This is a genomic window from Carnobacterium sp. FSL E2-0243, from assembly GCF_038003605.1.
Classification (GTDB): Bacteria; Bacillota; Bacilli; order Lactobacillales; family Carnobacteriaceae; genus Carnobacterium; species Carnobacterium maltaromaticum.
Genome location: NZ_JBBOPM010000001.1, coordinates 662,960 through 687,203, shown reverse-complemented (window position 1 = coordinate 687,203; position 24,244 = coordinate 662,960). Strand labels below are relative to the sequence as shown.

General features: G+C 33.2%; 28 protein-coding genes and 2 other annotated features (1 of these 30 only partly in view). Of the genes, 5 read left to right on the top strand and 23 right to left on the bottom strand.

Annotated elements, in window-relative coordinates; genetic code table 11:
• Window positions 1-7: 7 nt before the first annotated feature.
• From MHI00_RS03095 to gpmA, 10 genes are all read right to left on the bottom strand, one after another.
• Window positions 8-475 carry a hypothetical protein gene (locus MHI00_RS03095; RefSeq protein WP_317912474.1) on the bottom strand — a complete coding sequence of 156 codons (468 nt, stop codon included), beginning with the start codon at window positions 473-475 and terminating at the stop codon, window positions 8-10.
• The gene (locus tag MHI00_RS03090) at window positions 459-1,928 is read right to left on the bottom strand and encodes a helix-turn-helix domain-containing protein (protein ID WP_015077371.1); all 1,470 of its coding nucleotides are present in this window, start codon (window positions 1,926-1,928) and stop codon (window positions 459-461) included. The genes MHI00_RS03095 and MHI00_RS03090 overlap by 17 nt, the downstream gene beginning before the upstream one ends.
• Before the next feature lie 98 nt (window positions 1,929-2,026).
• Complete coding sequence (locus MHI00_RS03085; protein ID WP_341111000.1) at window positions 2,027-3,127, bottom strand: DUF916 and DUF3324 domain-containing protein; 1,101 nt, start codon at window positions 3,125-3,127, stop codon at window positions 2,027-2,029.
• 75 nt (window positions 3,128-3,202) lie between these two features.
• Window positions 3,203-3,943 (bottom strand): WxL domain-containing protein, encoded by a 741-nt coding sequence (locus MHI00_RS03080; RefSeq protein WP_010051276.1) that lies wholly within the window; start codon window positions 3,941-3,943, stop codon window positions 3,203-3,205.
• A gap of 57 nt (window positions 3,944-4,000) precedes the next feature.
• Window positions 4,001-4,780: a WxL domain-containing protein gene (locus MHI00_RS03075; RefSeq protein WP_010051275.1), complete on the bottom strand. Its 780-nt coding sequence runs from the start codon at window positions 4,778-4,780 to the stop codon at window positions 4,001-4,003.
• Window positions 4,777-5,136: a hypothetical protein gene (locus tag MHI00_RS03070; RefSeq protein ID WP_015077375.1), complete on the bottom strand. Its 360-nt coding sequence runs from the start codon at window positions 5,134-5,136 to the stop codon at window positions 4,777-4,779. Before MHI00_RS03070 ends, MHI00_RS03075 begins: the two co-directional genes overlap by 4 nt.
• Window positions 5,137-5,418: 282 nt before the next feature.
• A complete protein-coding gene (locus MHI00_RS03065; protein WP_341110995.1) occupies window positions 5,419-7,815 on the bottom strand; it encodes a lectin-like domain-containing protein in 2,397 nt (798 codons plus the stop codon).
• Between the two features lie 335 nt (window positions 7,816-8,150).
• The gene (locus MHI00_RS03060) at window positions 8,151-8,480 is read right to left on the bottom strand and encodes an AzlD domain-containing protein (protein WP_010051269.1); all 330 of its coding nucleotides are present in this window, start codon (window positions 8,478-8,480) and stop codon (window positions 8,151-8,153) included.
• Window positions 8,477-9,187, bottom strand: coding sequence for an AzlC family ABC transporter permease (locus tag MHI00_RS03055; protein WP_187958816.1), 711 nt, complete (start codon window positions 9,185-9,187; stop codon window positions 8,477-8,479). The genes MHI00_RS03060 and MHI00_RS03055 overlap by 4 nt, the downstream gene beginning before the upstream one ends.
• Before the next feature lie 169 nt (window positions 9,188-9,356).
• Window positions 9,357-10,040 (bottom strand): 2,3-diphosphoglycerate-dependent phosphoglycerate mutase, encoded by a 684-nt coding sequence (gene gpmA, locus MHI00_RS03050; RefSeq protein WP_015077378.1) that lies wholly within the window; start codon window positions 10,038-10,040, stop codon window positions 9,357-9,359.
• A 169-nt stretch (window positions 10,041-10,209) separates the two neighbouring features.
• On the opposite strand from gpmA, the gene MHI00_RS03045 reads away from it, so the two are divergent.
• A complete protein-coding gene (locus tag MHI00_RS03045) occupies window positions 10,210-10,416 on the top strand; it encodes a pyrimidine-nucleoside phosphorylase (RefSeq protein WP_229251714.1) in 207 nt (68 codons plus the stop codon).
• Window positions 10,417-10,467: 51 nt separating this feature from the next.
• Here MHI00_RS03045 and MHI00_RS03040 read toward each other — a convergent pair whose 3' ends face one another.
• From MHI00_RS03040 to MHI00_RS03025, 4 genes are all read right to left on the bottom strand, one after another.
• Window positions 10,468-11,226: a formate/nitrite transporter family protein gene (locus MHI00_RS03040; RefSeq protein ID WP_010051262.1), complete on the bottom strand. Its 759-nt coding sequence runs from the start codon at window positions 11,224-11,226 to the stop codon at window positions 10,468-10,470.
• A 1,289-nt stretch (window positions 11,227-12,515) separates the two neighbouring features.
• Window positions 12,516-13,955: a hypothetical protein gene (locus MHI00_RS03035; RefSeq protein ID WP_341110981.1), complete on the bottom strand. Its 1,440-nt coding sequence runs from the start codon at window positions 13,953-13,955 to the stop codon at window positions 12,516-12,518.
• A gap of 56 nt (window positions 13,956-14,011) precedes the next feature.
• Window positions 14,012-14,058: a sequence feature (sodium ion sensor (DUF1646 type); this cis-regulatory element may regulate processes involved in with the transportation of sodium ions), on the bottom strand.
• 187 nt (window positions 14,059-14,245) lie between these two features.
• Window positions 14,246-16,072 carry a bacterial Ig-like domain-containing protein gene (locus tag MHI00_RS03030; RefSeq protein ID WP_341110979.1) on the bottom strand — a complete coding sequence of 609 codons (1,827 nt, stop codon included), beginning with the start codon at window positions 16,070-16,072 and terminating at the stop codon, window positions 14,246-14,248.
• A gap of 54 nt (window positions 16,073-16,126) precedes the next feature.
• Window positions 16,127-16,345: a hypothetical protein gene (locus MHI00_RS03025; RefSeq protein ID WP_057001405.1), complete on the bottom strand. Its 219-nt coding sequence runs from the start codon at window positions 16,343-16,345 to the stop codon at window positions 16,127-16,129.
• A 113-nt stretch (window positions 16,346-16,458) separates the two neighbouring features.
• Between MHI00_RS03025 and MHI00_RS03020 the strand changes: the two genes are divergently transcribed.
• Together MHI00_RS03020 and MHI00_RS03015 are read left to right on the top strand one after the other, a co-directional pair.
• A complete protein-coding gene (locus MHI00_RS03020) occupies window positions 16,459-16,599 on the top strand; it encodes a recombinase family protein (protein ID WP_267495074.1) in 141 nt (46 codons plus the stop codon).
• Window positions 16,600-16,665: 66 nt separating this feature from the next.
• Complete coding sequence (locus tag MHI00_RS03015; RefSeq protein WP_229251711.1) at window positions 16,666-16,806, top strand: hypothetical protein; 141 nt, start codon at window positions 16,666-16,668, stop codon at window positions 16,804-16,806.
• Between the two features lie 406 nt (window positions 16,807-17,212).
• Here the strand turns inward: MHI00_RS03015 and MHI00_RS03010 are convergent, their stop codons facing one another.
• From MHI00_RS03010 to MHI00_RS02975, 8 genes are all read right to left on the bottom strand, one after another.
• A complete protein-coding gene (locus MHI00_RS03010; RefSeq protein ID WP_229251710.1) occupies window positions 17,213-17,389 on the bottom strand; it encodes a hypothetical protein in 177 nt (58 codons plus the stop codon).
• A 310-nt stretch (window positions 17,390-17,699) separates the two neighbouring features.
• The gene (locus MHI00_RS03005; protein WP_341110971.1) at window positions 17,700-17,852 is read right to left on the bottom strand and encodes a hypothetical protein; all 153 of its coding nucleotides are present in this window, start codon (window positions 17,850-17,852) and stop codon (window positions 17,700-17,702) included.
• A gap of 36 nt (window positions 17,853-17,888) precedes the next feature.
• Window positions 17,889-18,068 carry a hypothetical protein gene (locus MHI00_RS03000; protein ID WP_057001407.1) on the bottom strand — a complete coding sequence of 60 codons (180 nt, stop codon included), beginning with the start codon at window positions 18,066-18,068 and terminating at the stop codon, window positions 17,889-17,891.
• Between the two features lie 357 nt (window positions 18,069-18,425).
• The gene (locus tag MHI00_RS02995; protein WP_341110967.1) at window positions 18,426-18,845 is read right to left on the bottom strand and encodes an acyl-CoA thioesterase; all 420 of its coding nucleotides are present in this window, start codon (window positions 18,843-18,845) and stop codon (window positions 18,426-18,428) included.
• Between the two features lie 99 nt (window positions 18,846-18,944).
• Window positions 18,945-19,370, bottom strand: coding sequence for a DUF3887 domain-containing protein (locus MHI00_RS02990; RefSeq protein ID WP_057001408.1), 426 nt, complete (start codon window positions 19,368-19,370; stop codon window positions 18,945-18,947).
• Window positions 19,371-19,464: 94 nt separating this feature from the next.
• Entirely contained in the window at window positions 19,465-20,112 is a 648-nt protein-coding gene (locus MHI00_RS02985; RefSeq protein ID WP_341110965.1) for a permease prefix domain 1-containing protein, read from the bottom strand.
• Window positions 20,113-20,242: 130 nt separating this feature from the next.
• Entirely contained in the window at window positions 20,243-20,566 is a 324-nt protein-coding gene (locus MHI00_RS02980) for a PadR family transcriptional regulator (protein WP_010054592.1), read from the bottom strand.
• 110 nt (window positions 20,567-20,676) lie between these two features.
• A complete protein-coding gene (locus MHI00_RS02975) occupies window positions 20,677-21,501 on the bottom strand; it encodes an LssY C-terminal domain-containing protein (RefSeq protein WP_341110964.1) in 825 nt (274 codons plus the stop codon).
• Window positions 21,502-21,648: 147 nt separating this feature from the next.
• Here MHI00_RS02975 and MHI00_RS02970 point away from each other — a divergent pair, with 147 nt between their 5' ends.
• Entirely contained in the window at window positions 21,649-22,476 is an 828-nt protein-coding gene (locus MHI00_RS02970) for an AraC family transcriptional regulator (protein ID WP_341110962.1), read from the top strand.
• Window positions 22,477-22,488: 12 nt separating this feature from the next.
• Window positions 22,489-22,902 carry a DUF2000 domain-containing protein gene (locus tag MHI00_RS02965; RefSeq protein WP_229251707.1) on the top strand — a complete coding sequence of 138 codons (414 nt, stop codon included), beginning with the start codon at window positions 22,489-22,491 and terminating at the stop codon, window positions 22,900-22,902.
• A 79-nt stretch (window positions 22,903-22,981) separates the two neighbouring features.
• Here the strand turns inward: MHI00_RS02965 and MHI00_RS02960 are convergent, their stop codons facing one another.
• Window positions 22,982-24,112: a 5-methyltetrahydropteroyltriglutamate--homocysteine S-methyltransferase gene (locus MHI00_RS02960; RefSeq protein WP_341110959.1), complete on the bottom strand. Its 1,131-nt coding sequence runs from the start codon at window positions 24,110-24,112 to the stop codon at window positions 22,982-22,984.
• Window positions 24,113-24,186: 74 nt separating this feature from the next.
• Window positions 24,187-24,244, bottom strand: a binding site (T-box leader) (it continues 212 nt past the right edge of the window).

Below are 24,244 nucleotides of genomic sequence, written 5' to 3'. Positions count from 1 at the left end.
CTATTTATTAACATTCATTATACCTTGTTCCGAATAAAACTGTGCCTGATAATTGAAAACACAATTCAGCTAAATAACTCGTTTCTTTTGGGTCTTTGTCAGAACCACCACTATCATTTCCAACGACTATCGCATCTGGCTGATTTAGGGGTTGATTTCCTTGCTTCTCTTTTCTTCTTTCAGAAGAAACTAAGTACTCTTCAGTTCCATCTGGAATGTTTTCCAACTCTTCAGGCTCATCTGAATCCTCAAACGAAATTGTTAAATTTAGATCATCGTCTTCCTCAATCAAAACTGGTTCAATTAGGATAGCGGGATCTAAAGGGTCATAAGATTGACTAATCGTTTCATTTGGCTGCTTGGGTTCATCGGCTTGGACTATTTCTGTGTAGAACAGATAAAAAGTAACTAAACAACTGATTAGCAACAATTTATTGGTTAATTTATACGTTTCTTTTTTATCCAATCGTGTCACTCTCATTTCTAATTTTGATTAATATATTGGCAACATTTGCCCAATCTTTTGGCGACGGTGGCGCATTCCAAACTAAATAGTTGAGGCTATCGCTCTTTTTTTTAATAAAATAGTCCGTTAAAAGTAAATCTGTTTTTTTAGTTAGATGGTGCTCAATTTTCAAGTTGAGATTGGATAAATTTTTTAAATTTTGAGATATTAGTCGATTATAATGAAGACCGTTTGAAAAATCAATACAGACAGTAATTTCATCCATAAAAAAAGAAACTGGTAGAAATGTTACAATTAAAAATAAATATTGATTAAACAAATACTTTTTATTTGCTTGAATTAGCTGCCTTTTTTGAACATTCTTTGAGTTTTCAATAAATTTTTCGCAAAAAATAACAATTTCTGGATAGTTTTCTTGAATAAAAACCACGTTTACAATCTCATCAAAAATAGAATCCACTTTTTCAAAATAATCTGCCTTAAAATGAATAATATCTAGTTCATTCTGAAATTTAACCTGATCTTCTAGCGTCAATTTCCTAGGAAAATGTTGCTGAAACTCATCTATAAACTTTGTCGTTAAATAGTTCGTTCTAGGCTGTGAACTAAAATCAGGCAGAACATCAGACAGGATATTTTCACAAATAATAAACGCCATGATAAAAGTGACTTCATTGTCAATACTCTCAAGAGGTTTTATACTCTTACTCGTGAAAAAGGACTTGATAGCATCAGCCATTTTATTCGCTCTTTGACTTTTACTAGCTAATGCTAAAGGCTTTAAATCATTATCACACATTTTATTTTTTTGCTTCTGTCTAAAAAGAACAATACTAAAAAAATAGAATAACTTTGTTTTCATCGTTTCAGCTATCGGGGACGGTGTATTTTCCATGACAATTCTCACCAATTTTCTGGCATCTTTATATAAAAATTTAGAGAATGGATAATCCATTTGATTAAATAAACAATAATACATATTGAAGAAATAACCTCTAATTTTCGGCTCGCTCCCGACTAGCTGAAACTTCGATGATAAATGAATTCCATGAGAGCGCAATTCTTCTTTTAATTTTTTGATCCATTTATAAACACCTGCACGACTTAAAAAATTCGCTTCAGCAAAATCCATCACATTCACAAATGTTCCGTGAAAAATCTGATCCAATATTTTAAAAGCAGGAGATTCCATAATATAAATATGCATTAATAGTTTTGAATTTGCTTCACCATTCGTTATTAATTGAATTTCAGTGTCGCTTTTTTTTATCTGAAAATAAGAAGTTACATCATATGTTTCAAAATCCAAAGCTAAAGATTCTACAACACTCGCCAATACAAATGATGAGATATTCAGTTCTTTTTCAATTCTTAAAATTGAAACCTTTTGTTGATAGCTATCCTCGATGTACTTTAGAACAGCTAACTTCCTACTCTCTAATTTATCTATAAAATGTTCCAAAAATTCTCCCTCCACTTGCAGCCGTTATCCTGATTACTATTGAATTTTATTGAGGTCCTAAATTCATGGATAACGAAAAATAAACTACATTTTCTCATTTAAGTCTTTTTGAGGTTTTCTTTTTGTGCTTTATTTCTATTTTGTCTTTTCTTACGAAGTCTCGCTTTTTGGCGTCTAATTTCTTCTTCTTTTTTCTTTTTTCGTAAAATTAAAACTAAAGTAATAATTGCCAAAAGTAAAATAAGCAATACACAACCTACTAATAGATATAACCATGTATAGTTACTTTCAATTGAAACATCTTTATCATTTAATTCCTTGGCCGTTTTCGAATCAATGGTAAATTCTTTCTCAAAGTCCCACTTATCATCCTTGGAAGTCGCTGTCGCTTTAAATACGTAAGTACCAGCTTCTAATTTTTTCCCGTTCAACGCGACTGGAAAATTAAAGTTCGAATTTGGAGCCATTTGCATGCCTTCCTTATCTTCCTTAAATAAAACCTCTGAATTGCCTTTGCGAGTAATTTGAGCTTTTACACCCAACTTATTAATAAAACGTGCAGTTGGATTTTGCAAATTTGCTGTTATGACATTTCTAGCATTAACTTGGTCTGGTTTGACATTTTGTAAAGTCATTTGAGGGGCAATTTTCTCCTCTGATAAACGCAAGACTAAACCAATCACATAAGCATAACGATTTTCAATCGCTAATCCCTCACCATTTTTAGCATCTTTTTTTCCATCGCTTTCTTTTTCCTGCAATGTAATTCCGCCGGCCAAAATTCCTTTAAAACTCTCTTTAGGCATTGTAATCGTTAACGGAACCGTCACTTCACTTTTAGCTGGAATCGCGACTTCTTTCGCTACACTGACCATATCTTTTAGATTATAAAGTAAGGTGCTATCTGCTTTATCTTTTACTTTTCCGTACTCGACAACACCATTGATGTTTGTCGTTGCTGAGTTTACGCTAGGTTCAACAATGACTTCTTTATCTGTATCGTTACGTAATTTCACCTCAATAGTTTGGCTTGTATTTTCTTTCATGACTAAATCAAAATAAGTTTTTTCTTTATTTAATTGATTTTCTGGAATTGTAGGGATAGCTGCAAAATTCAGTTCCGATGCCTGAACTGTTTTACACTCTACTAGTATACTTAAAAATAATATTAAAGTGATAATTATGTTATATTTTCTCATTTTAGGCTCCTAACTAATAGAAAATTGAAAGCATTGATTATTCACCAATGCTTTCAACTTCATATTTAACGTATTTTATGCTTCTGGATCTGGGTCAACTTCATTTGTTGGTACATCTGATAATGTCCAAGTTAAATTGGTTTCATAGGTACCTTTGTATTTAGTTGTTTTACCTGGAACAGCTAATTTCACACTATTTGCTTTCGTTGTATCATCTCCAGCACGGTATAATTGAGTACCCGCACCTTCACCTTCAGCAGCTGTCATAACGACTTGGTCTGCACCTGGAACTAAAGAGAATGTTTTAGTCACAATACTTGGGATTAGAGATTCTGAATCTGTTACTGCTGTTCCATTTTCAAATGAAATAGCTGCACCTGTTAAGATATTTTTTTCAGCCGTTTCAAATTGAGCATTTTGTTTTACTTGTAATGACCAACCTAATTCACCACCACGTTTATCCGTTACTTGAACATAGTTTGGACGAGTTTCACCACCAACAATTGGTTGTGCGTTAGCAGGATAAACTTGATCTTTAGGAGATACTTTTTGTTCGCCAAAGTATAAAGGTGAAGCAAAATCAATACTTAAAGGTCCAGGAGTACCTGGTTTAATTGGTTTTTCTGGATCAGTTGGATCAACTGGAGTCACTTCTTCGCCTGGATCTAATGGATCTACTGGAGTTGTGATGTCTGTATCCGTTACAAATTTAACTGTTCCACCTGTTGAATAAGTTGCAGCTGATGCAATCGCTCCACCTAATACCAAAGTACTTACTGCTACCATTGCTGTTGTTACTAATTTTGTCATTTTCATTTTTCATTCTCCTCTGATTGTTTAATTTAGTTGTACGATTTGTCTAATTCATTCGTCTTACTCTTCTTCTGTTGGAATGTCAGACAAGATCCAAGTTAATTTTGTACTATATTTAACAGCATCTTTAGGAGTCGCACCTGGAACACTTAATGTGACAGCTTTATTCACTGCTACAGTTTCATTTTCTTCTGGTGTTTCCCCTGCGATTTCCATATTTTCTACCGTTCCATAATAAGAAGCCCAAGTTCCCCAACCACTACCTTTTTCAGCACTCATAACCACTGAAGTAGCACCTGCTGGATCTAATGTTACAACACTTTCAGCAATTGCTGCTGGTGAAGTTGAAGCACTATTTGCTGTTCCAGAAGCTAATTGTAAAGTTGTTCCTGTTAATGTTTTATTTGTTGCTGTAGCATTTGAAAATTGGCCTTCTTGTTTAACAGATAAGTTCCAACCTAAGTTCCCAGTACGAGTATCCGTTACTTGAACATAGTTAGGTCGGTGGCTACCATCTTTAATTTTTTGTGCATTGGCAAAGTACGTTTCATTTTTGTTTGAAATCTTATTTTTACCAAAAGTTAAGCTTGAAGCATAGTCAATACTTAAAGGACCTGGAGTTCCTGGATTTGGACCTTCTGGATCAGTTGGATCGATTGGGTCAACTTCTTCACCTGGATCAGTTGGGTCAATTGGTTTTGTAATATCATTACTTTCTGTAAATTCTACAATCCCGTTGCTTTCATAACTAGCTTTTTCTGCAGCAAGTACACTGCTACCGTTCAAGGCTAAAGCACCTAAGATAATTGCTGATGTTGTCATTTTTGTTGTTAATTTCATTGTGTAATTCCTCCATTTTTTTGTTTTTTATTATTAGAATTGTATAGCAATGTTGCCAATACAATTGTGAATAAACCAGTTAATAAGGTCGTTAGATAAGCTTTTTCTCCTGTTTGCGGAAAATATTTTTGCCCATTAGTTAGTGGCAGTTTTACAGTCCCAGTACCGGTATTTGGATGTGTCTCAGTCCCAGGGAGTTCATTTTCTGGTTCGGTAATTTTTTCATAAACGCCATAAAACGAAACTTCTCCATTAGATTGATACTGAGCCTCACTTCTTGCTTCAGAAGCCTCACCCGTTCCACTAAAACCTACTAGAAAAAATACAGCCATAAACAGGAAAATCCATTTCTTCATAATTTTCCTCCTTTATATAAAAAGCTCGTTGAGCCGGTTAGCTCTGATAAGAAAATAGAAAAAATTGATAGGACGCTTTTTGTCCTCTCGAATTTTTATCTTTTTCTAGAAGAGTTGGCTCATAAGAGCTGGCCTAATAAAAAGCTCGTTGAGCCGATTAGCTCTGGCCGAAAAATAGGGAATGGGAGGAATGACGCTTTTTGTCATTTTTACCATTCATCTTTTTTCCGAAGAGTTGGCTCATAAGAGCTAGCCTAATAAAAAGCTCATTGAGCCCTATCCTTACTCATTCGCCGGAGTATCTAATAAGGTCCAGCTAATTTCTCCACTGTAAGCCTCTGGAAACGCAGCACCCGTTTTTATTTGCAAACTCAGACCTTCTTCGCCAGTCCATTCATCTGAAATAGCTAAGACATCATCATTTTGACTAAGACCGTCATAAACGGAAATCGCTTCTGCACCCAGCAACTGATTCTGACTGCCATGCCTATAATAAATCGCATTTTTCAACGTGTGACCAGAACTGCTTTCTAGGAACTTACTCATTTTTGCCGTAATGCTCCATTTTGATTTAACTGTTCTTGTATCTTGAACAGCTAAAGAACCTGTCATTTCTGAAATTGGATAAACTTCAGATTTTGTTGAAATTTTTAGGGATTCACCAAAACTAATTTGCGATGGAGCCGAAATAAATTTAAGTTGCCTTAGTTCATAGCGATACGTTACACTAATCGGTGCTTCAGTAAATGTTCCATTTTCATTACTAGGTATTTCCACTAATAAATAATCAGGGAACTCTTTTCTTTCAGCCGAGTAAGACTCTCCTAGATATCCAGTTTTACTGATACTTTCAGCAATTGGTTGATTCGATTCATCTACATAATTAAAGGTAACTTGACCAGCTTTCTTTTCTGCCAAATTGGCAATTGTCTGCTTGTCCTGGATCGTAGCATTGTCTCCAATAGCTTCAAAATTAGTCGTCAACTGTTTGGGACCATCTGCTCCAGTAACCTTTCCACGAAAAACAAGTTTCTGGGTTAATTTATCAAAAGATAATGTTGCTTTCGGGAAAATCATTGCGGTACCGTCAGTCGTAATTTCTTGATCTGAAATCGCTACTCCATCAATAATCGCTGAATTCACTTCATAATCAATACCTGCTGGCAAAGTAGCATGTGTTGCAACATTATCCCAATCTGAAGCTCCAAAAACTTCTGATAGATATTTATTTGTAACCTGATACTCTACAATATCGCCAGTATTGACATTAATTTCAGAAGAATATTCTCCATTTTGTGTTACATTTTTCATTAGGACTTCTTGATCTGCCTCTAATTCTTGTGGCAATTCAGAAATAGCAATTGCATTTTGAGCCCAGTTTCCGCCTGTTGAAGAGGTAAATCCCCAATAAGCTTCTTGCCCTTTAAATTCAGTTTGCGGATCAATTGGTGCACTAATTTGGTCAAAGCCCTCTAACTGATAGTTTAATGTCTTCGTTTCTGCATTCCAGGACACAGTAAACGAACGCCATTTCCCATTAGAAAGATACCCTGGAGAATATTGAACATATGAATGCTCGCCAGTATAGTTATTATTATTTGCTTTAGGACGCACCATCGCAATATGTCCATAATCACTATTTCTATTTAACTCTCGGTCAACTCTATTGCTCGAACCATTATTATAGTAGGTATCAAATTCAATTGATAAGGCGTTATGCACGTAGTTGGCTCCACTTTTAGAACTATAAGCCCCCATAGCAAAACCGCTACTTCCAATAACAGATTCAGGATTAGTAGCCATTCGCTCATCATTTTGGAGCGTAAAAGTAACACCATCACCAGCACTTTTCCCTGAATCTCCCAGATAAATATAAGATTTCAAAGAAAAATCTTGCGTTAAGTCAAGCTTATTTTTTGACCAAATACTTCCAGTTTGACTTTTGGTTTTACTTAACTCTAAAATAGTTGGCTCAATAAAATTCGCACCAGTTCCAATTGGATCTCTGAATTTTTCATTAATGATTAACCTTTTTTGAGGCATATTATCGTTGATTCCTCTAGTTACAGCGCTGCGACTTTGAATCTTACCAATATTTTTTATTTCTTCAACTGCTTCTATAGAAGGTGTTTCCGTTTTTTCATCCGCTTCAGAAGTAGTATCTTGTTCTAACTCTACTTCATCACTCTCTTCCACAATTGTGACAGTTTCACTATTCGACATGCTTTTAACGCCATCTTGGAATGTTTCAGCCACATACTCAACTGTTCCAGAGTGTTGAATACTTACATTTAAAGTCACAAGATTGCTACTTAGAGGTTGTTCTGACTCTTCGTTAATCATTTCATCAGTAGGAATCTCTGGCTGAATGATTAATTCTGTAGCAGTACTCGTAATTGAAAATCCATTTTGATTGCTTTCATTTAATGAATAATCAATTAACTGACTGTTATCTGTAATCGGAATTTTAATTTCAGAAGTAAAAGTACTTGGAATCTCTAAGTCTAGCTGAATACTATTTTTTTCTGAACCAACTTTTGACGAGAGCACTAGTTTCGCTTCGTTATCAAAAGCCTTAATTGTTTGATCTTTTTTTAAACTTGTATTCAGCATTGTACTAAACAAAAATAAAGCACAGAATAGTAAAGTTAGCTTTAACCCTTTTTTCCTTTTAGCCATTTTTTCTCCTTTCATAACTAATTTTTGAAGTCCTCACTCTCCCTCCGTCAATTAGAATAACAAATTCAGCATTTGGTTATGTCTCTACAATTTTATTCTAGAATACATTTTTCAAAAAAAACGGGTTTTATGGCTAGTTATACCTAGCTTTTTTTCAAGATAGCTATTCGTTATTTTTCTTATTAAAATGAATGAATTAGGTATGAGTAAACTAACACTGACTTAAATAAAAGCAAAAAAAAAGAAACAAAACTATGACTACTTAGTTTTGTTTCTTGAAATTCTATAAAATTTATAAATCGTTATTCAATTCCTCTTACTTTATCTTGAACCTTTTAAAACCACCAAACCATCAACGAAATTCCAACAACACCAAACACAATCGACCACATAATATTTTTCGTTTTATACGCTATAAAAAAGACTACAATAGCAGGAATAAGTTTTAAATTTTCAAGTGGATTTATCGAAAATTGGTTCTCCCAAAAAAAGATATCTGAAAAAATTAATGCTGCAAAAATGGATACTGGAATAAAAGACATCCACCTCACAATTTTTTCAGGGATTTCTCGATTATTTAAAAGTAACATCGGTAGCATCCTTGGCAAATATGTGACAACTGCCATTCCAAGAATTAAATACAATTGTTGACTCGTTAAACTCACTGAGAATCAACCCCCTTCTTATCTGGCTTAGACAGAATATATTCGTCTACCAAAAATCCAATAATTGACGCGATTAATGCCCCTAACACTAAAGCAATATTATGCTTTAAAAGAATCATCAAAATAACAGATAAAATACCTGATAAACAACCTACAAAGATAAATAATGGCGAGACAAACTGCATAACTAGTAAACAAATAAACATAGCAACTAAGACATAATTCATAATCGTTGTATTTACAGTCAATTGGCTTCCTACTATTCCACCAACAATTGTGCTAAGTCCCCAAGTAACATAGGGAATAAAGGTAGTTGCCATTGCATGTTTTTGATCCCATTTATGATTTAGAAATTGATTGTAATTAACAGCATAACTTTCATCTGCTAATGAATGGGTAAAAATTAATAAAAATGGCACTGAACTTTTCTTAAAATAAGTAGACATACTTGAACTCATTAACACATGCCGTAAATTTAAAAAGAACGTCATGATAATCATAGCTGGCACGGTCGCACCCATAACCAACATTGAAGCCACCATAAACTGCGAAGCTCCTGCGTAAACTAAAAAACTCATTAGTCCAATCCCCAAAGGACTAAATCCTGCATCGTAGAGCACCATTCCACAAGCAATACCTAATGGAATAAAACCTAAAGTAACAGGATATACAACCTTAAAACTATCTAACCAAACTTCTTTTTTCACACTTTCATCCCCTTAACTTTAGCCTATGTAGAATAACTAAATAGTAAGAGTTATTATAGCATACTCTCATCAAATTGTAAGATTTTTTCAGAAAAATAATAAGCTAAGAACCTAGTAAAACCAGGTGCTCAGCTTATTATTGATTTAAAACTACATTGAGTCGTTTATTTTATAGATAATACTTAGTTTTAACAGTTAAATCTTCATCTAATTCGTAAACTAATGGTTGCCCAGTTGGAATTTCTAAGCCCATAATATCTTCATCTGAAATACCTTCGATATATTTAGCTAGCGCACGCAATGAATTCCCATGTGCTGCAACTAAAACTGTTTTATTATCTAAAATAGCAGGGGCAATTTGATCTTCCCAAAAAGGAATCACGCGTTCTAAAGTAACTTTTAGATTCTCGCCCATTGGAACACGACTCTTTTGTAAGTTCGCATAGCGACGATCATGAGAAGCCGATTGTGGATCAGTTGGATCCAATAATGGAGGCAATGTATCATAAGAACGACGCCATAATTGAACTTGATCTACACCATATTTTTCTGCTGTTTCTTGTTTATTTAACCCCTGTAGAGCACCGTAATGACGCTCATTTAAACGCCAAGATTTTACTTCTGGCACCCATAGTTGATCCGAGCCTTCTAGTACAATATGACAAGTTTTAATTGCTCTTTTTAAAACAGAAGTAAAGGCAAGATCAAATTCAATACCCGCTTCTTTTATTTTACGGCCCGCTTCTTCGGCCTCGGCTAAACCAGCTTCACTTAAATCAACATCCACCCAACCAGTAAATTGGTTCAAGGCATTCCAGTCACTTAATCCATGACGTACAAATACTAATTTCATTAAAATCCCCACTTTCCTATATCCTTATACATTTATTGTACACCTAATTAAAAAAATTGCACACTAAAACCCATCGCTTTTAAAGAAAATTTAGTTTATACTAATGAGGAAGATAGTTGTTTATTTTTAGTAAAACCAATTGATATAATGAAGGGTCTGACTATTTAATATGTTAAAGAGAATTGTATATGGTAGCTGGTTTGTCAGTTTAGTTTATTTTATTGTTTATCTAACCATGCCTTTTTTAGAAAAATCCGTTCGTAGTGGTGGCATTATGGTTTATATTCACGTCTTTATGGATTTAATCTTTATTGGCGGTTTATTCTTCATTATTGTTTCGATTATTCGGTATTTTTTTGTAGATCCAAATAAATAAAAAAGAGAGAAATGAGCTAAACGATAGCCCATTTCTCTCTTTTTTAACGTTTTAGTGTTTTAACGCTTTATAATATAGACCAGAAACAAAAACAGCTCCGCCGACAATATTGCCTAAGTAGACCGGTACAAAATTTTGTAAAAGTTCTAACCAAGTTGCTTGACCTTCAAAAATAGCAGCTGGGATAACAAATAGATTCGCCACACTATGTTGGAAACCAATCGCTACAAATACCATAACTGGGAACCAAATACCTAAAATTTTGCCACTACTTTCCTTCGCTCCATAACAAAGCCATAATGCAATTCCTACAAACCAATTACAGCCAATGCCTGAAACAAAAGCCTGAAGCGGTGTTGCGGCTATTTTGCCTTGAGCTAAAGTAATTGTTTCATGTAAATAAACACCTGAGCTAGTTAATCCAACAATATGACCAAAGAAATAAGCCACAAAAATTGCTCCAACAGCATTGGCTAAGGTAATCGTTACCCAATTTAGTAATAGGTCTTTTGTGTTAACTTTCTTATCAAACCAAGCTGCGGCAACAGCCATCATATTACCTGTAATGAGTTCACCACCACCTAATAATATAACAATTAGGCCCACAGGAAAGACACATGCACCAATAAAACTGGCAATACTGCCCCAATCTTCAATCATGGAAGAAGCTACACGAATATAGGCTAAGTAGCCTAATGAAATCATAGCTCCACCAACAAATCCTAATAATAGCTTAGAAACGAATGGTTTAGCAATTTTCTTTGTTCCCATGTCAATCGTGATATCTAAAATCTCGTCCGGTGTATACATTGTTTCACTCCTAAATAAAAAGTTTGTTGAGCCGTTTAGCTCCGGCAAGAAAATAGGAAAAATTGATATGGCGTTTTTTGCCATCTCGAATTTTTATCTTTTTCTCGAGGAGTTGGCTCATAAGAACTAGCCTTGATAAAAGTTTGTTGAGCTGGTTAGGCCTGGCAGAAAAATAGGAAATTCCAAGAAAAGTGATTCTTTACTTTTTTGGGAATTTATCTTTTTTCCGAAGGACTGGCTCATAAGAACTGGATAGGATAGCATGTGCCTTATTTTTCACAATCAAAAAGCAGCCTATCTAATATACTCGAATTCTATTTTACTTCATTTTGTGAAAATTTTCACCTATTTTTTTGTAATTTAACTAAATATTTCAACTTTTTTAGATTTTTCTCATTTCCAATAGTAAAAATGAGTAGGGGGATACTTAGCATTGCACAATAATATTCCTCAACATACCAAGGAAGGGGGACAATATCTTTATTTATTAATTCTTGTACTTTTTCTTTTTTTCAATACTATTATATCCAATTTATAGAGCAGAGAAAGCAACGCACGTTACTGACTTAAAAACAACATATAACCTATTTTAAACGCTTTTTGAATTGAAATCCTGTATTATGACCATTGATAGTTTGTTTCTCAATAATTTGTAAAACCAAGTCACTATAAATTTGTAATCTTAAAATCTAAATAAAAAAGGAAACGGTGCTAAATCAGCGTTTCTTTTTTTATTGTAGAGCATACCGTAACTTTACGTGAAGCTGCTATGTTGCAATGTATCTTATTCAACTTTCAGGAAAACTGAAATTTTTATGAAAATTAAAAAGCATACTTACACCCAAAAGAACTTACCATAATATTTTAATTTCTCCTACCATATCGTTCAAATTTTTTTATCATTTCTTTTTTTGGTCCCAAGTGCGCAAAAGGAACCCCACTATTAGCATATGCCTTTTTAAAAACCAATCAAACGAGAAGAATTAAACAAATACGGTTTCAAAAGCAAGGTGGAACCTGTCATACAGCCCATAGGTTATCCAAAAAATTACCACAACATTAAAAGAATACACTCTATTTTTGGTTATCAAAATCCTGATGAAGTTCTGCTTCCAAAAAATCAACCTATCTTTTAGTTCATAAAAATCTTGCATTCCACATGCTGGACACATTCCTAATTGAATGTCTCATCATAAAATATTGTCATTTGAAATCCCTGCATAAGTTTAGTGTAGTTTAAATCTATTTGAGTTTATATTTTTAGATTACCAGATCATTTTATCGCTAGACTAGATTAACTCATATTCTTGTAATCCCATAATAATATCTTTTCGAAGGGTCTTAAGGTTTACATTTATTGATTTTTTTTCGTTACAATAAAACTTGTCATTTGTACATACTATTAACTCATTTTTTGATATATTTTTCTCGATTGCTTCGGATAAATTATAATAGGTTTCTGTTTCTATAATAAACTCACAAGTACACTCTTGTGAGTTTATACAATCCTTAATTGCTTGATACTCAAAATCTGATGAGGCTACAATCTTAACCCAGTACTGAATCTTATGATTAAGAATAAAGGAAATTCTATTTGTTAATTTATCTATGCATTTATCTCTAATATGAAACTCTTCTTTCAAGCATTCTTGTATCCATAATTTTATAACGCTAGATACCCTATTTTTTAAAACTACATCTTTTTCTTCAAACATTTCTTCTTGCTCTGGAAGAAACTCTTGGTAATCAAGTGTCATAGAATCGATATAGGTAATGATAGATTTATAAAATATTAAAGTATCTATGTTCTTTTCCCCAAATTCTATGCAAAATCGATTTATTAAATCTTCATATTCAGGTATATTTTCTAAATAGTAGTTATTTATTCTACTAAATTCCAGTTCAAAAACATCCATATTAGTAGTAATATATGGAAGTTGTATGAATAATAAAGTAATTGCCACAATTTCATCTTCACTATCTATAATAGTATCTAAACCATTGTCTCTTAAACTTTTTTTCACTATTTTCAAAATAGGAAAATGAGTTAAGTCTTCCTTCAATCTTTGTGGCATTTTCAATGGATACTTATTGGTAATTTCATCTATGGCAATAAACACTGCCAACTCAATATATTCCCAGCTTTCTGAAGAATATTTTCTTTGTAATTTTAAACAAGTCCTGTTGATAAAACTATAGATATTAGTTGAATAACGGTTATAAAAAGATCCATCAATAAAACTTAATTCCACACCTGTAAGAAAAAATAGGTACGTTTTCAACATTCTATAAATGTTTTCATCATTCATATGGTGTGATAAGACATTTTCTTTTCCAATAGCAACCAAGTATTCATCTAATAGATTTTTATAGCGATAACAGCTTGCTAATGAAAGATAATTCTTATTACCAATATCTTCTATAGTATTCCCTTCAAGATAGCTACAAACAAACTTGAGCCACTTTGAACAACTATATATTCTTTGACATAGCTCAAATAGAATAACATTTTCTTTTCCAACAAGAGTAATTTTTCCTTTTTCATACTTAATAGTTGCTGCATCAATTGAGATTAACTCTTCTATTTGAGATACATAAGCCACCACAGTATTTCTACTTATTTTAAAATGATTCACTAAATCATTTACATTAAGTGTTCCATTTTTAAAAAGTAACTTTGATATCATTATTTGTCTATAAATATCTTTTTCTACATATTTATCTATCATTTGTACACTCTCCTTTACTTATATTAGTTCAAAAAAAGACACAAACAATCAAAGTATTCTCCTCACCCTTGGAGAATAATGCCTTGAAAGCTTGCGCCCAACCTGTTATGTTTATTTAACTAAATTATAGCATTTTTTTAGGTTTATTTCCAAATGTACTTTTAAAGTGAATTTTAAATTTCTTCTCTACGTTCTAATTAATTGTAAATTAAAAATTACAGTTGTCGAATAGTAAAAATAGAATGAAATCAATTTTTATGAATACTGATTTCATTCTATTTCTTAGTTCATTAATTTTTCCTTTTTCTTTTACTTGCAATAAACGTCACTAGACTTAATAGGGATAGACCTAAAATATTATATGACTGAACCTCTCCAGCTTGTGGTAAACGCTGGCTATTTCTTGTTTCTTTATCATTTTCCCCACTAATACTAGTTGAGTTCATACTTGTTTTATTTTCTTTCACTGTAACAAGAATCTCTTTTTTTACTACACCATTCGTATATGTGATTGGATACTCTCCTGCTTTTGTCGTATCTACAGAACCACTTACCATTGCTGGATCGAACACAACTGGATTTCCCGCTTTATCTGTCGCTGAGACAAAGTTGTCCTCCTCATTCCATTTATCTCCTACATACATACTTGAATTCTTGGCATCAATACTTGTTTTATTTTCTTTCACTGTAACAATAATCTCTTTTTTTACGGCACCATTCGTATATGTGATTGGATACTCTCCTGCTTTTGTCGTATCTACAGAACCACTTACCATTGCTGGATCGAACACAACTGGATTTCCCGCTTTATCTGTCGCTGAGACAAAGTTGTCCTCCTCATTCCATTTATCTCCTACATACATACTTGAATTCTTGGCATCAATGGTTTCATTCCTTTCCCATACGTATATTCCAGGAGATTTTCCATCATACTCCTTCATAAAGGAGGTACTATCTTTATAACTATTGGTCATTTCAGAATTAACCCAACCGCCTGTGTATTCATTAGAACTATCAATATTAGGTAAACCTTGGTTATTTTGTTGAAACGTACTCAATGAACCTAATTTAATTTGTTTTAAATTATTACAATCTTGGAAAACATTGTAGTTACCTACAGCAGATGAGACTCCAGAGTTATCAATATTTGATATATCTAGACTTATTAAATTACTGCATCCAGAAAACATGCTGCTTACACCACCACTTCTAGATAGTTTTGGCGTCACAAAATTTGAAATATCTAGTGCTCTTAAACTAGTACAATTTTGGAACATTCTCCACATATGAGTTACATTACTTGTATCAAAATTTGTAACATTTAATTCTGTTAGACTACTACAGTCCTCAAACATCGAAAGCATCTGCCTTACATTACTTGTATCAAATTGTGTAACATTCAAATTGATTAGACTTCTACAGTTCTGAAACATATAAGACATATCTGTTACCTGTGACGTGTCGAAGAATGTTAGATCTAACTCTGTTAAACTACTACATCCTGAAAAACTACGCACCATATTAGTCACATTACTTGTATCAAAATTATTTAAATTTTCAATACTTTTCAAATTAGATAAATTCTCAAATATCAGCATTGATCCCCTGGTAGCAACAACTTTACCGGTGAATATAATTTTTTGAACTTGCTCTTTAGAAATAGCCGCTGGTAATGCTTTATTATCAAATTCTCCTGAAGAAAAAGTTAAGGTTCCTTCACTATCAAGTATCCAAGGGCTGGTTCCAAATGTTCCAGATGCTTTTACCCCGGCAGACACTGGTATTTTTTCTTCTATTGGTGTTACAGAATTAATAATTTCTGTTTCGGTAGAAGCTTCCGTAATAGGTTCTTTTGTATCTTCTTCTATAACGTCTACATCTTCTATCAGATTGGATGAGTCAATTAACTCAGAAGGTGGCGCTGGATTAGGTTCATTAGATTCTACTAAATCATTAGCACCTCCATTTTCCTCTACTATATCTTGTATCGGTAATACATTACTCTCGACAGGTTGATCTGATTCGGTTCCATAAACTTTTAACAAGTTTGGAATAAATACATCTCCCAAACATAATCCAACCACTGTTAAGGCTACTATTTTCTTTGTATTCTTCATGTAATCTCTCCTTTAAAATTGATAAATCTGGATTTGAATCATTCTCTATCTTACTCAAGATAACTTATAAGAAAGGCAGCTCTCTACTTCTTCTAAGTGTATTATTTTTAATACTGAATTGAATTTCTTTCTTATAATATTAGAAATCTCATCTTCACTTAGTATTTCGGGAAAAATCAATGTCTTACAAATTTTTTTTTCTAGTGAATCAATTAATACAAGGAATTCTACATAATAAATAGTCGTATCATCCCAGTAATCCTCTATTTTCATATTTACACCTCTAATTTAACTTATTTTGTTTTTATAGAATAACATTTCTAAATTAATTTTTTTTTTTAGTAATTGAATTTTTTTTTAATGTTTTTATCAAAATTAAAGAATAAATGACAATTAAGTCTCCAAAAAGTAAGGTAGACTTGATAGAAAAAATGGACACAACCACACCAACAGGAAAAGCAATGCTTCAAATGATGAGTGTTTTTACAGAATTAGAACTTAATTTATTGGCTGAGCGGAGCGAGTAAAAGAAGGGATTCATCCAAGTCGAAGACGTGGGACAGCAAATTCCACAAGAGAAGCTTAACCTAGCTATGCGAATGGATAAAAGTGGTGAATACTCAATTAAAGCGATTCTTGAATCCAATACGATCTCGCAAGGAATACTTTATCGTGAAATTAGCAAGCTTAAATCGGTAACAATTGATCAAAAATGCTGGTTATTGGAACAATAACTAGTATTAAAAGAAAAGCTCTCTTTAAAACCTTACATTTTTAGTATTTTATATTAATTCGTAATACATCATTTTCTACTTTTATATAAATTTCATAGGATTGAGTCATTGTATCAAGTTCATAAATATATTTTTTTACCAACCACCCTTATTCAATAGTTATTTTTTAAAAAAAAGTTACTCTTATACCATATTTTCTATAAACTTAAGAACATTTAGGGTTAATTTTTCTCATTTAACTTACTTTTTCGGAAATCCTTTCCCTTCTCCTTATGTACAACATCTAAACCATAAAAGGTAGCCAACAACTAAAAAATAATTGTTGACTACCTCTATTTTAATTTACATTGTAGGGGTGCTTTTCATTCATCTTCATGAAAAGGAAGAAGTTTATAACCATTAAAAGCTAACCTAGCATAACTAATCCGTTCAATTTTTTATCAGTTGTCGGAAAATCACCTTGACCTTGGGCTTTGTTATCAGTCAATGGATTTTCTGGTGCAACTGGGGGAGTCGTTGGAATTCCCCCACCAGTTGTATCCACTTCAAATGTTATTCCAATTCTGGTTTCTCCAGTATCCATTCCATGTGCTACAACTTGTCGGGTATTGATTAAAAACAAATTTGTGTTAATAGGTATCTTATAAGCAAAAGTAAAAAATATGTTGCGATAGTGATTCAATATAGTTTCCGATTCTCTTTGAAATGTGAAGTAATTTTTTCCATTAGTCTTTTCTCCTATAAATTGTATTGCTAACGATTTAATAATTCTATTGTACATCTTTTCATTTAATTGAAAGCTACTTCAAAAGAAAATGATAGTGCTTAATGTCGTAGGAATTAGCCACTATTATATATGCTTGTTTGATTGAATCCATTTTTAAAATGATAATTTATTGATTCATACAAATTAAACAAACTTCTATCTGATATAATCGCAGATTTTTTTCATACGTGTCTCCACCCAACTCGTCCATTTCTTTTTTAGTCTGCTCGATCTCGCTTAATTCAGAATACAAACCACCAGGCATCGCTTCATTTTTCAAACTTTTTTCAAAATAATAAAGCTTGTCTCCTTCAAATCATTGATAATCCAATAAATTCCTTTTAATAGAATCTAATTCTGATTCAATATGTCTAAATCGTCCGGACAATTCTTTTATCCGTTCGGGTGTATACAAAATTTGTTCCGCACTCCCATTTTTAAATGCTGAATAAAAATCTGTTGAGTTAAAAACAGCTTGGATAGGAGCATTCATCATATCCTAAAAAAGTTCCCTGTTTTCTTTATGTTGTTCTTAATGTATCGTTTCGTGCCGATTCGTGGACCTGGAGGGGAAAATGGAACAACCTAGGAATTTTTATTTTTCAAAAACTTTGCAGCGCAACCAAATTTACCATCAACAAAAAAATTGACCTCGAACCTGCTTTTAGAAATTAAAGATTTATTTAGGTTTCATTTGGCTCTCTGTTTGAGGAAAACAGCAAGCAGACAATGAAATTAAGTTTGAATTAATCATTGCAAATTCAAGAAAATATAGGCTAAATAAATCAGTAAACAAGGATCATTATCCCACTATTTTATTTGTCTTAGGATTTAAGTTTTATTCTCTTTTTATTTACTTATTTTCCTCTTTTAATTGTTCTAAAGTTTGATACAACACAGGATATTGGCGTTTCAAGGAAATTATTTTCCCAGCTTTATTAATAAAGCAATGGGTGGTTTCACCACTTGCTGCTATCTTATCGCCATGCAAAACTAGATAGTTAAATGTTAAACGAGCACTAGAATTTGATTTAACACCAATACGAATCGTTAATTCATCATTAAATCGCACCATCGTTTTATACTGGCAAGCAACATCTAACACAGGACTTCCTAACTCTTCTTCCTCTAAGAAGCCACTGCCGTAACCAAGCTGATCTAATAAATCAAATCGAGCTTCTTCAAACCAACGAATAACATTTGAATGGTGAACAATTCCCATCTGGTCCGTTTCATAAAAAAATACTTTGCGGTAATAAGGTTCAAGCTTCATTTATACGCCCTCTTTTCTACTCATTTTTAAAATTTATAAAAAAACCAGAAGAAACTTCACCACCTTATTTGATGAAATAACTTCTGATTGCTTCTTGAATTATTTAACTAAAAAATTAGTTAGCTCACCTTGTTCATTGATACTAATCATATAATTCAAACTGCCTTTTTGATACTCAACTGGAAGAATAGTCGTTGCCACTTCACCATCGCCAGTAGTATTCTTTTCATTTCGCATCGTTGTTTTACCAAATTCTTTTAATTCACCTTTGTCTGCTACAAATTTTTCAAAGGCTTTTTTAAAGCTATCTTGGCTCATTTCCTTTTGTAAATCCTCGGGAAATAATTGGATTAAAGCTTGGTAGTCTTGATTATTGAACAGTTCTATTGCTGTTTCTGCTTGCTTTTGAACTTCTTTTTGATCAAATTTATCTGATAGCACGTCACTACTTGTACTTGTGCAACCAACTAATAATAAGATGACCAAAGAAATCACTAAAGCCAATCCATTTCTCTTTTTTAACATGAAACAGTCTCCTTATCTTAAACTAAAATTAGGTTTACATTTCTCACTACCTATTATAAAGTATACGCTTTTTAGAGATAGACGGCAATTTAATTTAAGCTTCTTCTTCCCCAGCAAGATAGTGCAGATAACTATTAATGCCGGTCGCAACTAGGAATATTAACCAACCAGGATGCCACAAATTAAATAAAAAACCCAATACGAGGTAAATAAGCGTTGCAGTAGTCCAAATGATACTTTGTAGAGCTTCCGATTTTTTCTGTTTAGGGCTTTTTTGTCCATCTTCTCGAAACTCATCTTCATGTTGAGCTTTCTTTGCTTTGCTCCCTCTAACACCCCAATAAATCAAATTAGCAGTTGCCAGTGCAACAATAAATAGACAACCAATAATAGCCATTGTTTCACTAATATTCTGCCAAATCAAGTAAACTATCGGAGAACTAATATAGAGAAAGATTGAAAAAGCAATCCCAAATCCTCTATTTTTAGTATCAACCAATTCTGCCTCTTTCTCTTCAAGCTCAGTTGGTTCTATTAACTCTAATTCTTTTTTTAAATCCTCTGCCGAACCGATTGAACGGATAACGGTCCCGATTGCTTCATTTTCGCCGACACCGTCAGCTAGCAATTCTTCGTACTTTTCCGTCATGTTCTCCAGCATTGTTAAACGCATATCCACAATCTCTTTAGTTCTTGGCAACTCACTAAAAATGGCTTCTATATAACTTCTAATCTGGTCCATTTTAAACACTCCCTTTATATAAAAATTTTGTTGAGCCGGTTAGCTCCAGCAAGAAAATAGGAAAAATTGATAGGACGTTTTTTGTCCTCTCGAATTTTTATCTTTTTCTCGAGGAGTTGGCTCATAAGAATTAGCCTTTTACAAATTGATCAATAATTTGCTTAATGGTTTCCCACTCTTTACATTTCTCATGATAGTACTTCAATCCTGAATTTGTGATTTGATAATACGTACGCCGGCGCCCATTGGTTTCATCTCCATGATAAGAAGCAATATAGCCATTCTTCTCTAATCGATTAAAGCTAGAGTATAAAGTGGTTTCTTTAATTTGATACATATTTTCTGATCTCAAGGCAATCTCTTTTGAAATTTGATATCCATAGGAATCTCCTTTAACTAATATAGCTAAAATAATGGTATCGTTATGTCCACGGATAACATCACTACTAATCATACTAATGCCTCCAATCTTTCACCATATTACTACGACTGGTGTAGTAAAAGTATAACATAATTACCACGACAGGTAAAGTAATTAATTCTAAAAAAAGAGAGCATGAATGTTCATTCACTCTCTCCCTTCATTATTTGATGTGATTGGATAGTGATAAAAGGTAACGCTCCATCTGTATGAATTCGATCCCCACCCCCATTACGACTATGGTAGCTCGTAGTAAAATGTTCCGCAAGATAAATATCTTTAATACAACCACTAGTTTGAAGTGTTTCAATTAAGAAATCACGTTCTTTGTCTACATTTGCATCGATTTTATGCGTGATTTGACCCGTAAATAAGGACAGCCCAATATTTTTATCAAATGTGGCACCGCCAATCCAATCCGCCTGTTTCCCACCTGGTAAATGCCAATCTTCTGGTGTTTTCCATAAACGGACATGGTGTCTTTTACGAGGGTTTCCATCAATTTCCCGCTCAAAAGCCAAATCTTGTTGCTGAGCACCAAATAAATAAAGAGAACTTACAGGTGCTTTTTCATAAGATTTTCCAAAAACACTTGATGTGACGATTTTTATTGAAGATTTAAGAGTAAGAGGATCCGCTTGATGCCAGCCAGCTTTTTCAAAGGCTACGAGTAAGTCTTCTTCACTGCCATAAAAAGCTAAATTAATTGGATCACCTAACAGGCCATCACTAGTTTTAGCACGACCAATAAAATAATCTGGTACATAAAATCGAGCAAGAAGTCTATTTAACCTTGGTAAGACAACATACGCACTAAAAAACCAAAATAAAATATACGTAACAATATGGATTTCTTTCGTTAAAATTGTAGCAAATAGAGCTTGATAAACAACAATTGCTAAAAAAATTGTTAGACAAAATTTTACTACATAAAAAACAACATGCAACCAATTTTGATACCACAACATATCCTCACACTCCACCTTGAATTTACCTCTACTATAACAAATCTAAGGCTGAGTGAATAGAAATAACCTTTAGAAAAAGATCATTCGCAATATTTTACAATCTTTCTTAAACATAGTACGCTATCATTAAAAACAAGGAGGTATTAGATGGATATTGAGAATCGAAAGATTATCTATGATGATGACTTAGATATTGAAGCGTATCATTTTGAAGGCATTATTCAAGCATTCCCAGCCCATTTTCATGACTATTATGTCACGGGTTATACTGAATGTGGTAAACGCCAGCTTTCAGTTAATCAACAAGATTATCGTTTAGAGACTGGCGATACTTTATTATTAAACCCACTAGATACTCATGCTTGTGAAACGCTTGAAAATTATCAACTGAATTATCGGGCGCTGAATCTAAAAACTGAGGTCTTGCAAAAAGCTGTTTATGAGATTACTGGCAGCTATGAATTGCCGATTTTTCAACATTCAATTGTAAAAAATGAACAACTAGGTGAACTACTTAGAGATGTTCATATCGCTATTTTCCAAAAAAAGAGCAGCTTTGAAAAAGAAGAGTGTTTTTATTTTTTTATTAAACAACTTCTTTCAGCATCAAACCTAACTCTTTCACCGATTCAAGCTAATGAAGCACCTACAAGTCCAGAAAAAATGAAGCATGTTCTCGCTTTTATAAAAGAGCATTACGCTGAAACCATCCATCTTGAAGATTTAAGCACCATTGCAGACTTGAGTAAGTATCATTTTTTACGTAATTTTACAAAGAGTCAAAACTTAACTCCTTTTCAATATATACAGACTGTTCGAATTCAGGCTGCTATTCATTTACTTAAAAAAGGGATTCCTTTGGTTGAAGTTGCAGGATTAACTGGTTTTCATGATCAAAGTCATTTTTCTAATACCTTTAAAAAGTGTATCGGATTAACACCTAAACAGTATCAAAATATCTTTAAACTTAGCTAAGGATGTGTTTATTTGGAAAATAAAAAATGTGTTTTATTAATTGATGAGACGTTACCTATCGGATTAATTGCCAATACTGCAACGGTTTTAGGTGTCTCATTGGGAAAAGAGCTCCCTTCAGTGGTAGGAGTAGATACACTAGACGCTGTTGGTGAAAAACATGCTGGAATTACAGCATTGCCCTTTCCAATTTTAAAAAGTACCAGTGAAGATATCAAAAAACTTCGTCAGAAAGCAACTGAAATGAGTCCGGATTTACTCATTATTGATTTTACAGATGTTGCTCAAACGGCATTACACTATCAAGATTACATCGAAAAATCAAAAAAAACTTCTACCGATGATTTTAATTATTTAGGGTTAGCCTTGTATGGCGATAAGAAGCAAATAAATAAATTAACTGGTAGCTTGGGGTTACTTCGTTAATGCTATAACTAGTAAAAAGTATGGAGGAACAAAATCTCCATACTTTTTATTTGAATCCATGATAACCGCATCATACTTTTTATTTTCCCCATACCTCTTCTGAAATTTCAACAACATGACGTAATTTAGCCCATTGATCTTCTTCACTAATCTTATTTCCTTCTTCAGTTGAAGCAAAACCGCACTGTGGGCTTAGACACAGATTTTCAAGCGGCACATATTTTGTGGCTTCTTTAATTCTAGCTTTAATCTGGGATTTATCCTCTAAAGTCGCTTCTTTTGAAGTAACTAATCCCAAGACAATTTGTAAATCAGAACGCGTAATGTGGCGCAATGGAGCAAAATCTCCTGACCGTTCATTATCATACTCTAAAAAAAAGCCATCAACATTAACACTGAATAAGGATTCTGCAATTTTTTCATAACCACCAGAATAGACCCAAGATGACGCAAAATTTCCACGACAGACATGCATTGTCACTACCAAGTCAGCAGGTTTATTGGCTAACGCACTATTTAATGTCGCTGCACATCTTTTAGCTAATTCAATTGGATCAACCCCATTTTTTTCAAATAGTTCTTTTTTATTTTCAGCAGCTAAGAGAGCCCAATGAGTATCATCAATTTGCAAGTAACGGCAACCAACATCGTAAAATGCTTGAATGGCTTTTTGATACGTTTTTGCCAAATCAGAAAAATAATCGTTAATATTAGGATAAATGGCTTCATTACGAATTCCATCGTGGATCAACATATTTGGACTAGGAATGGTTTGTTTCGCTGTACCCTCTGATCCAACAGCTTCTTTTAAAAATTTAAAATCTTCTAAAAATGAATGATTTGGATTAAAATCAACTTTCCCAACTACTCGAATGTTATAAGGACGGACTTTGACGCCATTAAAATCATAGCTTGTCTCTGATTCGTACCCTTCAATCCCGGTTAGCTGTTCTAAAAAGTCAATATGCCACCAACTTCTTCTAAGCTCACCATCAGTAATCGATTGAATTCCCGTGGCTTTCTGTTGCTCGACTAACTGAATAATCTCAGCATTTTCAATTGCTCGCAGTTCTGTTTGAGTGATTTCTTGATTGCTAAAAGCTTTACGAGCTTCTTTTAAACGTTGTGGACGTAAAAAGCTTCCAACGTGGTCGGCTCTAAAAGGTGGACTAGTTCGAACTAAATTTTTTTCTTCGGTTAAATTGGTCATTCTTATCTCCTACTTTCTCTTTTATGCTTATTTAATCAAAAAAACTTCCGCCCTTAAGACAGAATTAGATTCTGCTTAAGGACGGAAGTTAAATTTTTCCGTGTTACCACCTTTTTTTATAAAAGCATCACT

Excerpts from the sequence above, each read along its gene's own strand:
- MHI00_RS03065 (WP_341110995.1), bottom strand. The coding sequence starts at position 7,815 with ATGGCTAAAAGGAAAAAAGGGTTAAAGCTAACTTTACTATTCTGTGCT.
- MHI00_RS02975 (WP_341110964.1), bottom strand. The coding sequence starts at position 21,501 with ATGTTGTGGTATCAAAATTGGTTGCATGTTGTTTTTTATGTAGTAAAA.
- MHI00_RS03035 (WP_341110981.1), bottom strand. The coding sequence starts at position 13,955 with ATGATAGATAAATATGTAGAAAAAGATATTTATAGACAAATAATGATA.
- gpmA (WP_015077378.1), bottom strand. The coding sequence starts at position 10,040 with ATGAAATTAGTATTTGTACGTCATGGATTAAGTGACTGGAATGCCTTG.
- MHI00_RS03070 (WP_015077375.1), bottom strand. The coding sequence starts at position 5,136 with ATGAAGAAATGGATTTTCCTGTTTATGGCTGTATTTTTTCTAGTAGGT.
- MHI00_RS02970 (WP_341110962.1), top strand. The coding sequence starts at position 21,649 with ATGGATATTGAGAATCGAAAGATTATCTATGATGATGACTTAGATATT.
- MHI00_RS03025 (WP_057001405.1), bottom strand. The coding sequence starts at position 16,345 with ATGAAAATAGAGGATTACTGGGATGATACGACTATTTATTATGTAGAA.
- MHI00_RS03000 (WP_057001407.1), bottom strand. The coding sequence starts at position 18,068 with ATGATGAATGCTCCTATCCAAGCTGTTTTTAACTCAACAGATTTTTAT.
- MHI00_RS02960 (WP_341110959.1), bottom strand. The coding sequence starts at position 24,112 with ATGACCAATTTAACCGAAGAAAAAAATTTAGTTCGAACTAGTCCACCT.
- MHI00_RS03080 (WP_010051276.1), bottom strand. The coding sequence starts at position 3,943 with ATGAAAATGACAAAATTAGTAACAACAGCAATGGTAGCAGTAAGTACT.
- MHI00_RS03085 (WP_341111000.1), bottom strand. The coding sequence starts at position 3,127 with ATGAGAAAATATAACATAATTATCACTTTAATATTATTTTTAAGTATA.
- MHI00_RS03040 (WP_010051262.1), bottom strand. The coding sequence starts at position 11,226 with ATGTATACACCGGACGAGATTTTAGATATCACGATTGACATGGGAACA.
- MHI00_RS02980 (WP_010054592.1), bottom strand. The coding sequence starts at position 20,566 with ATGATTAGTAGTGATGTTATCCGTGGACATAACGATACCATTATTTTA.
- MHI00_RS02985 (WP_341110965.1), bottom strand. The coding sequence starts at position 20,112 with ATGGACCAGATTAGAAGTTATATAGAAGCCATTTTTAGTGAGTTGCCA.
- MHI00_RS03075 (WP_010051275.1), bottom strand. The coding sequence starts at position 4,780 with ATGAAATTAACAACAAAAATGACAACATCAGCAATTATCTTAGGTGCT.
- MHI00_RS03030 (WP_341110979.1), bottom strand. The coding sequence starts at position 16,072 with ATGAAGAATACAAAGAAAATAGTAGCCTTAACAGTGGTTGGATTATGT.
- MHI00_RS02990 (WP_057001408.1), bottom strand. The coding sequence starts at position 19,370 with ATGTTAAAAAAGAGAAATGGATTGGCTTTAGTGATTTCTTTGGTCATC.
- MHI00_RS03045 (WP_229251714.1), top strand. The coding sequence starts at position 10,210 with ATGTTAAAGAGAATTGTATATGGTAGCTGGTTTGTCAGTTTAGTTTAT.
- MHI00_RS03020 (WP_267495074.1), top strand. The coding sequence starts at position 16,459 with ATGACAATTAAGTCTCCAAAAAGTAAGGTAGACTTGATAGAAAAAATG.
- MHI00_RS03015 (WP_229251711.1), top strand. The coding sequence starts at position 16,666 with ATGCGAATGGATAAAAGTGGTGAATACTCAATTAAAGCGATTCTTGAA.
- MHI00_RS02995 (WP_341110967.1), bottom strand. The coding sequence starts at position 18,845 with ATGAAGCTTGAACCTTATTACCGCAAAGTATTTTTTTATGAAACGGAC.
- MHI00_RS03010 (WP_229251710.1), bottom strand. The coding sequence starts at position 17,389 with ATGGATACTGGAGAAACCAGAATTGGAATAACATTTGAAGTGGATACA.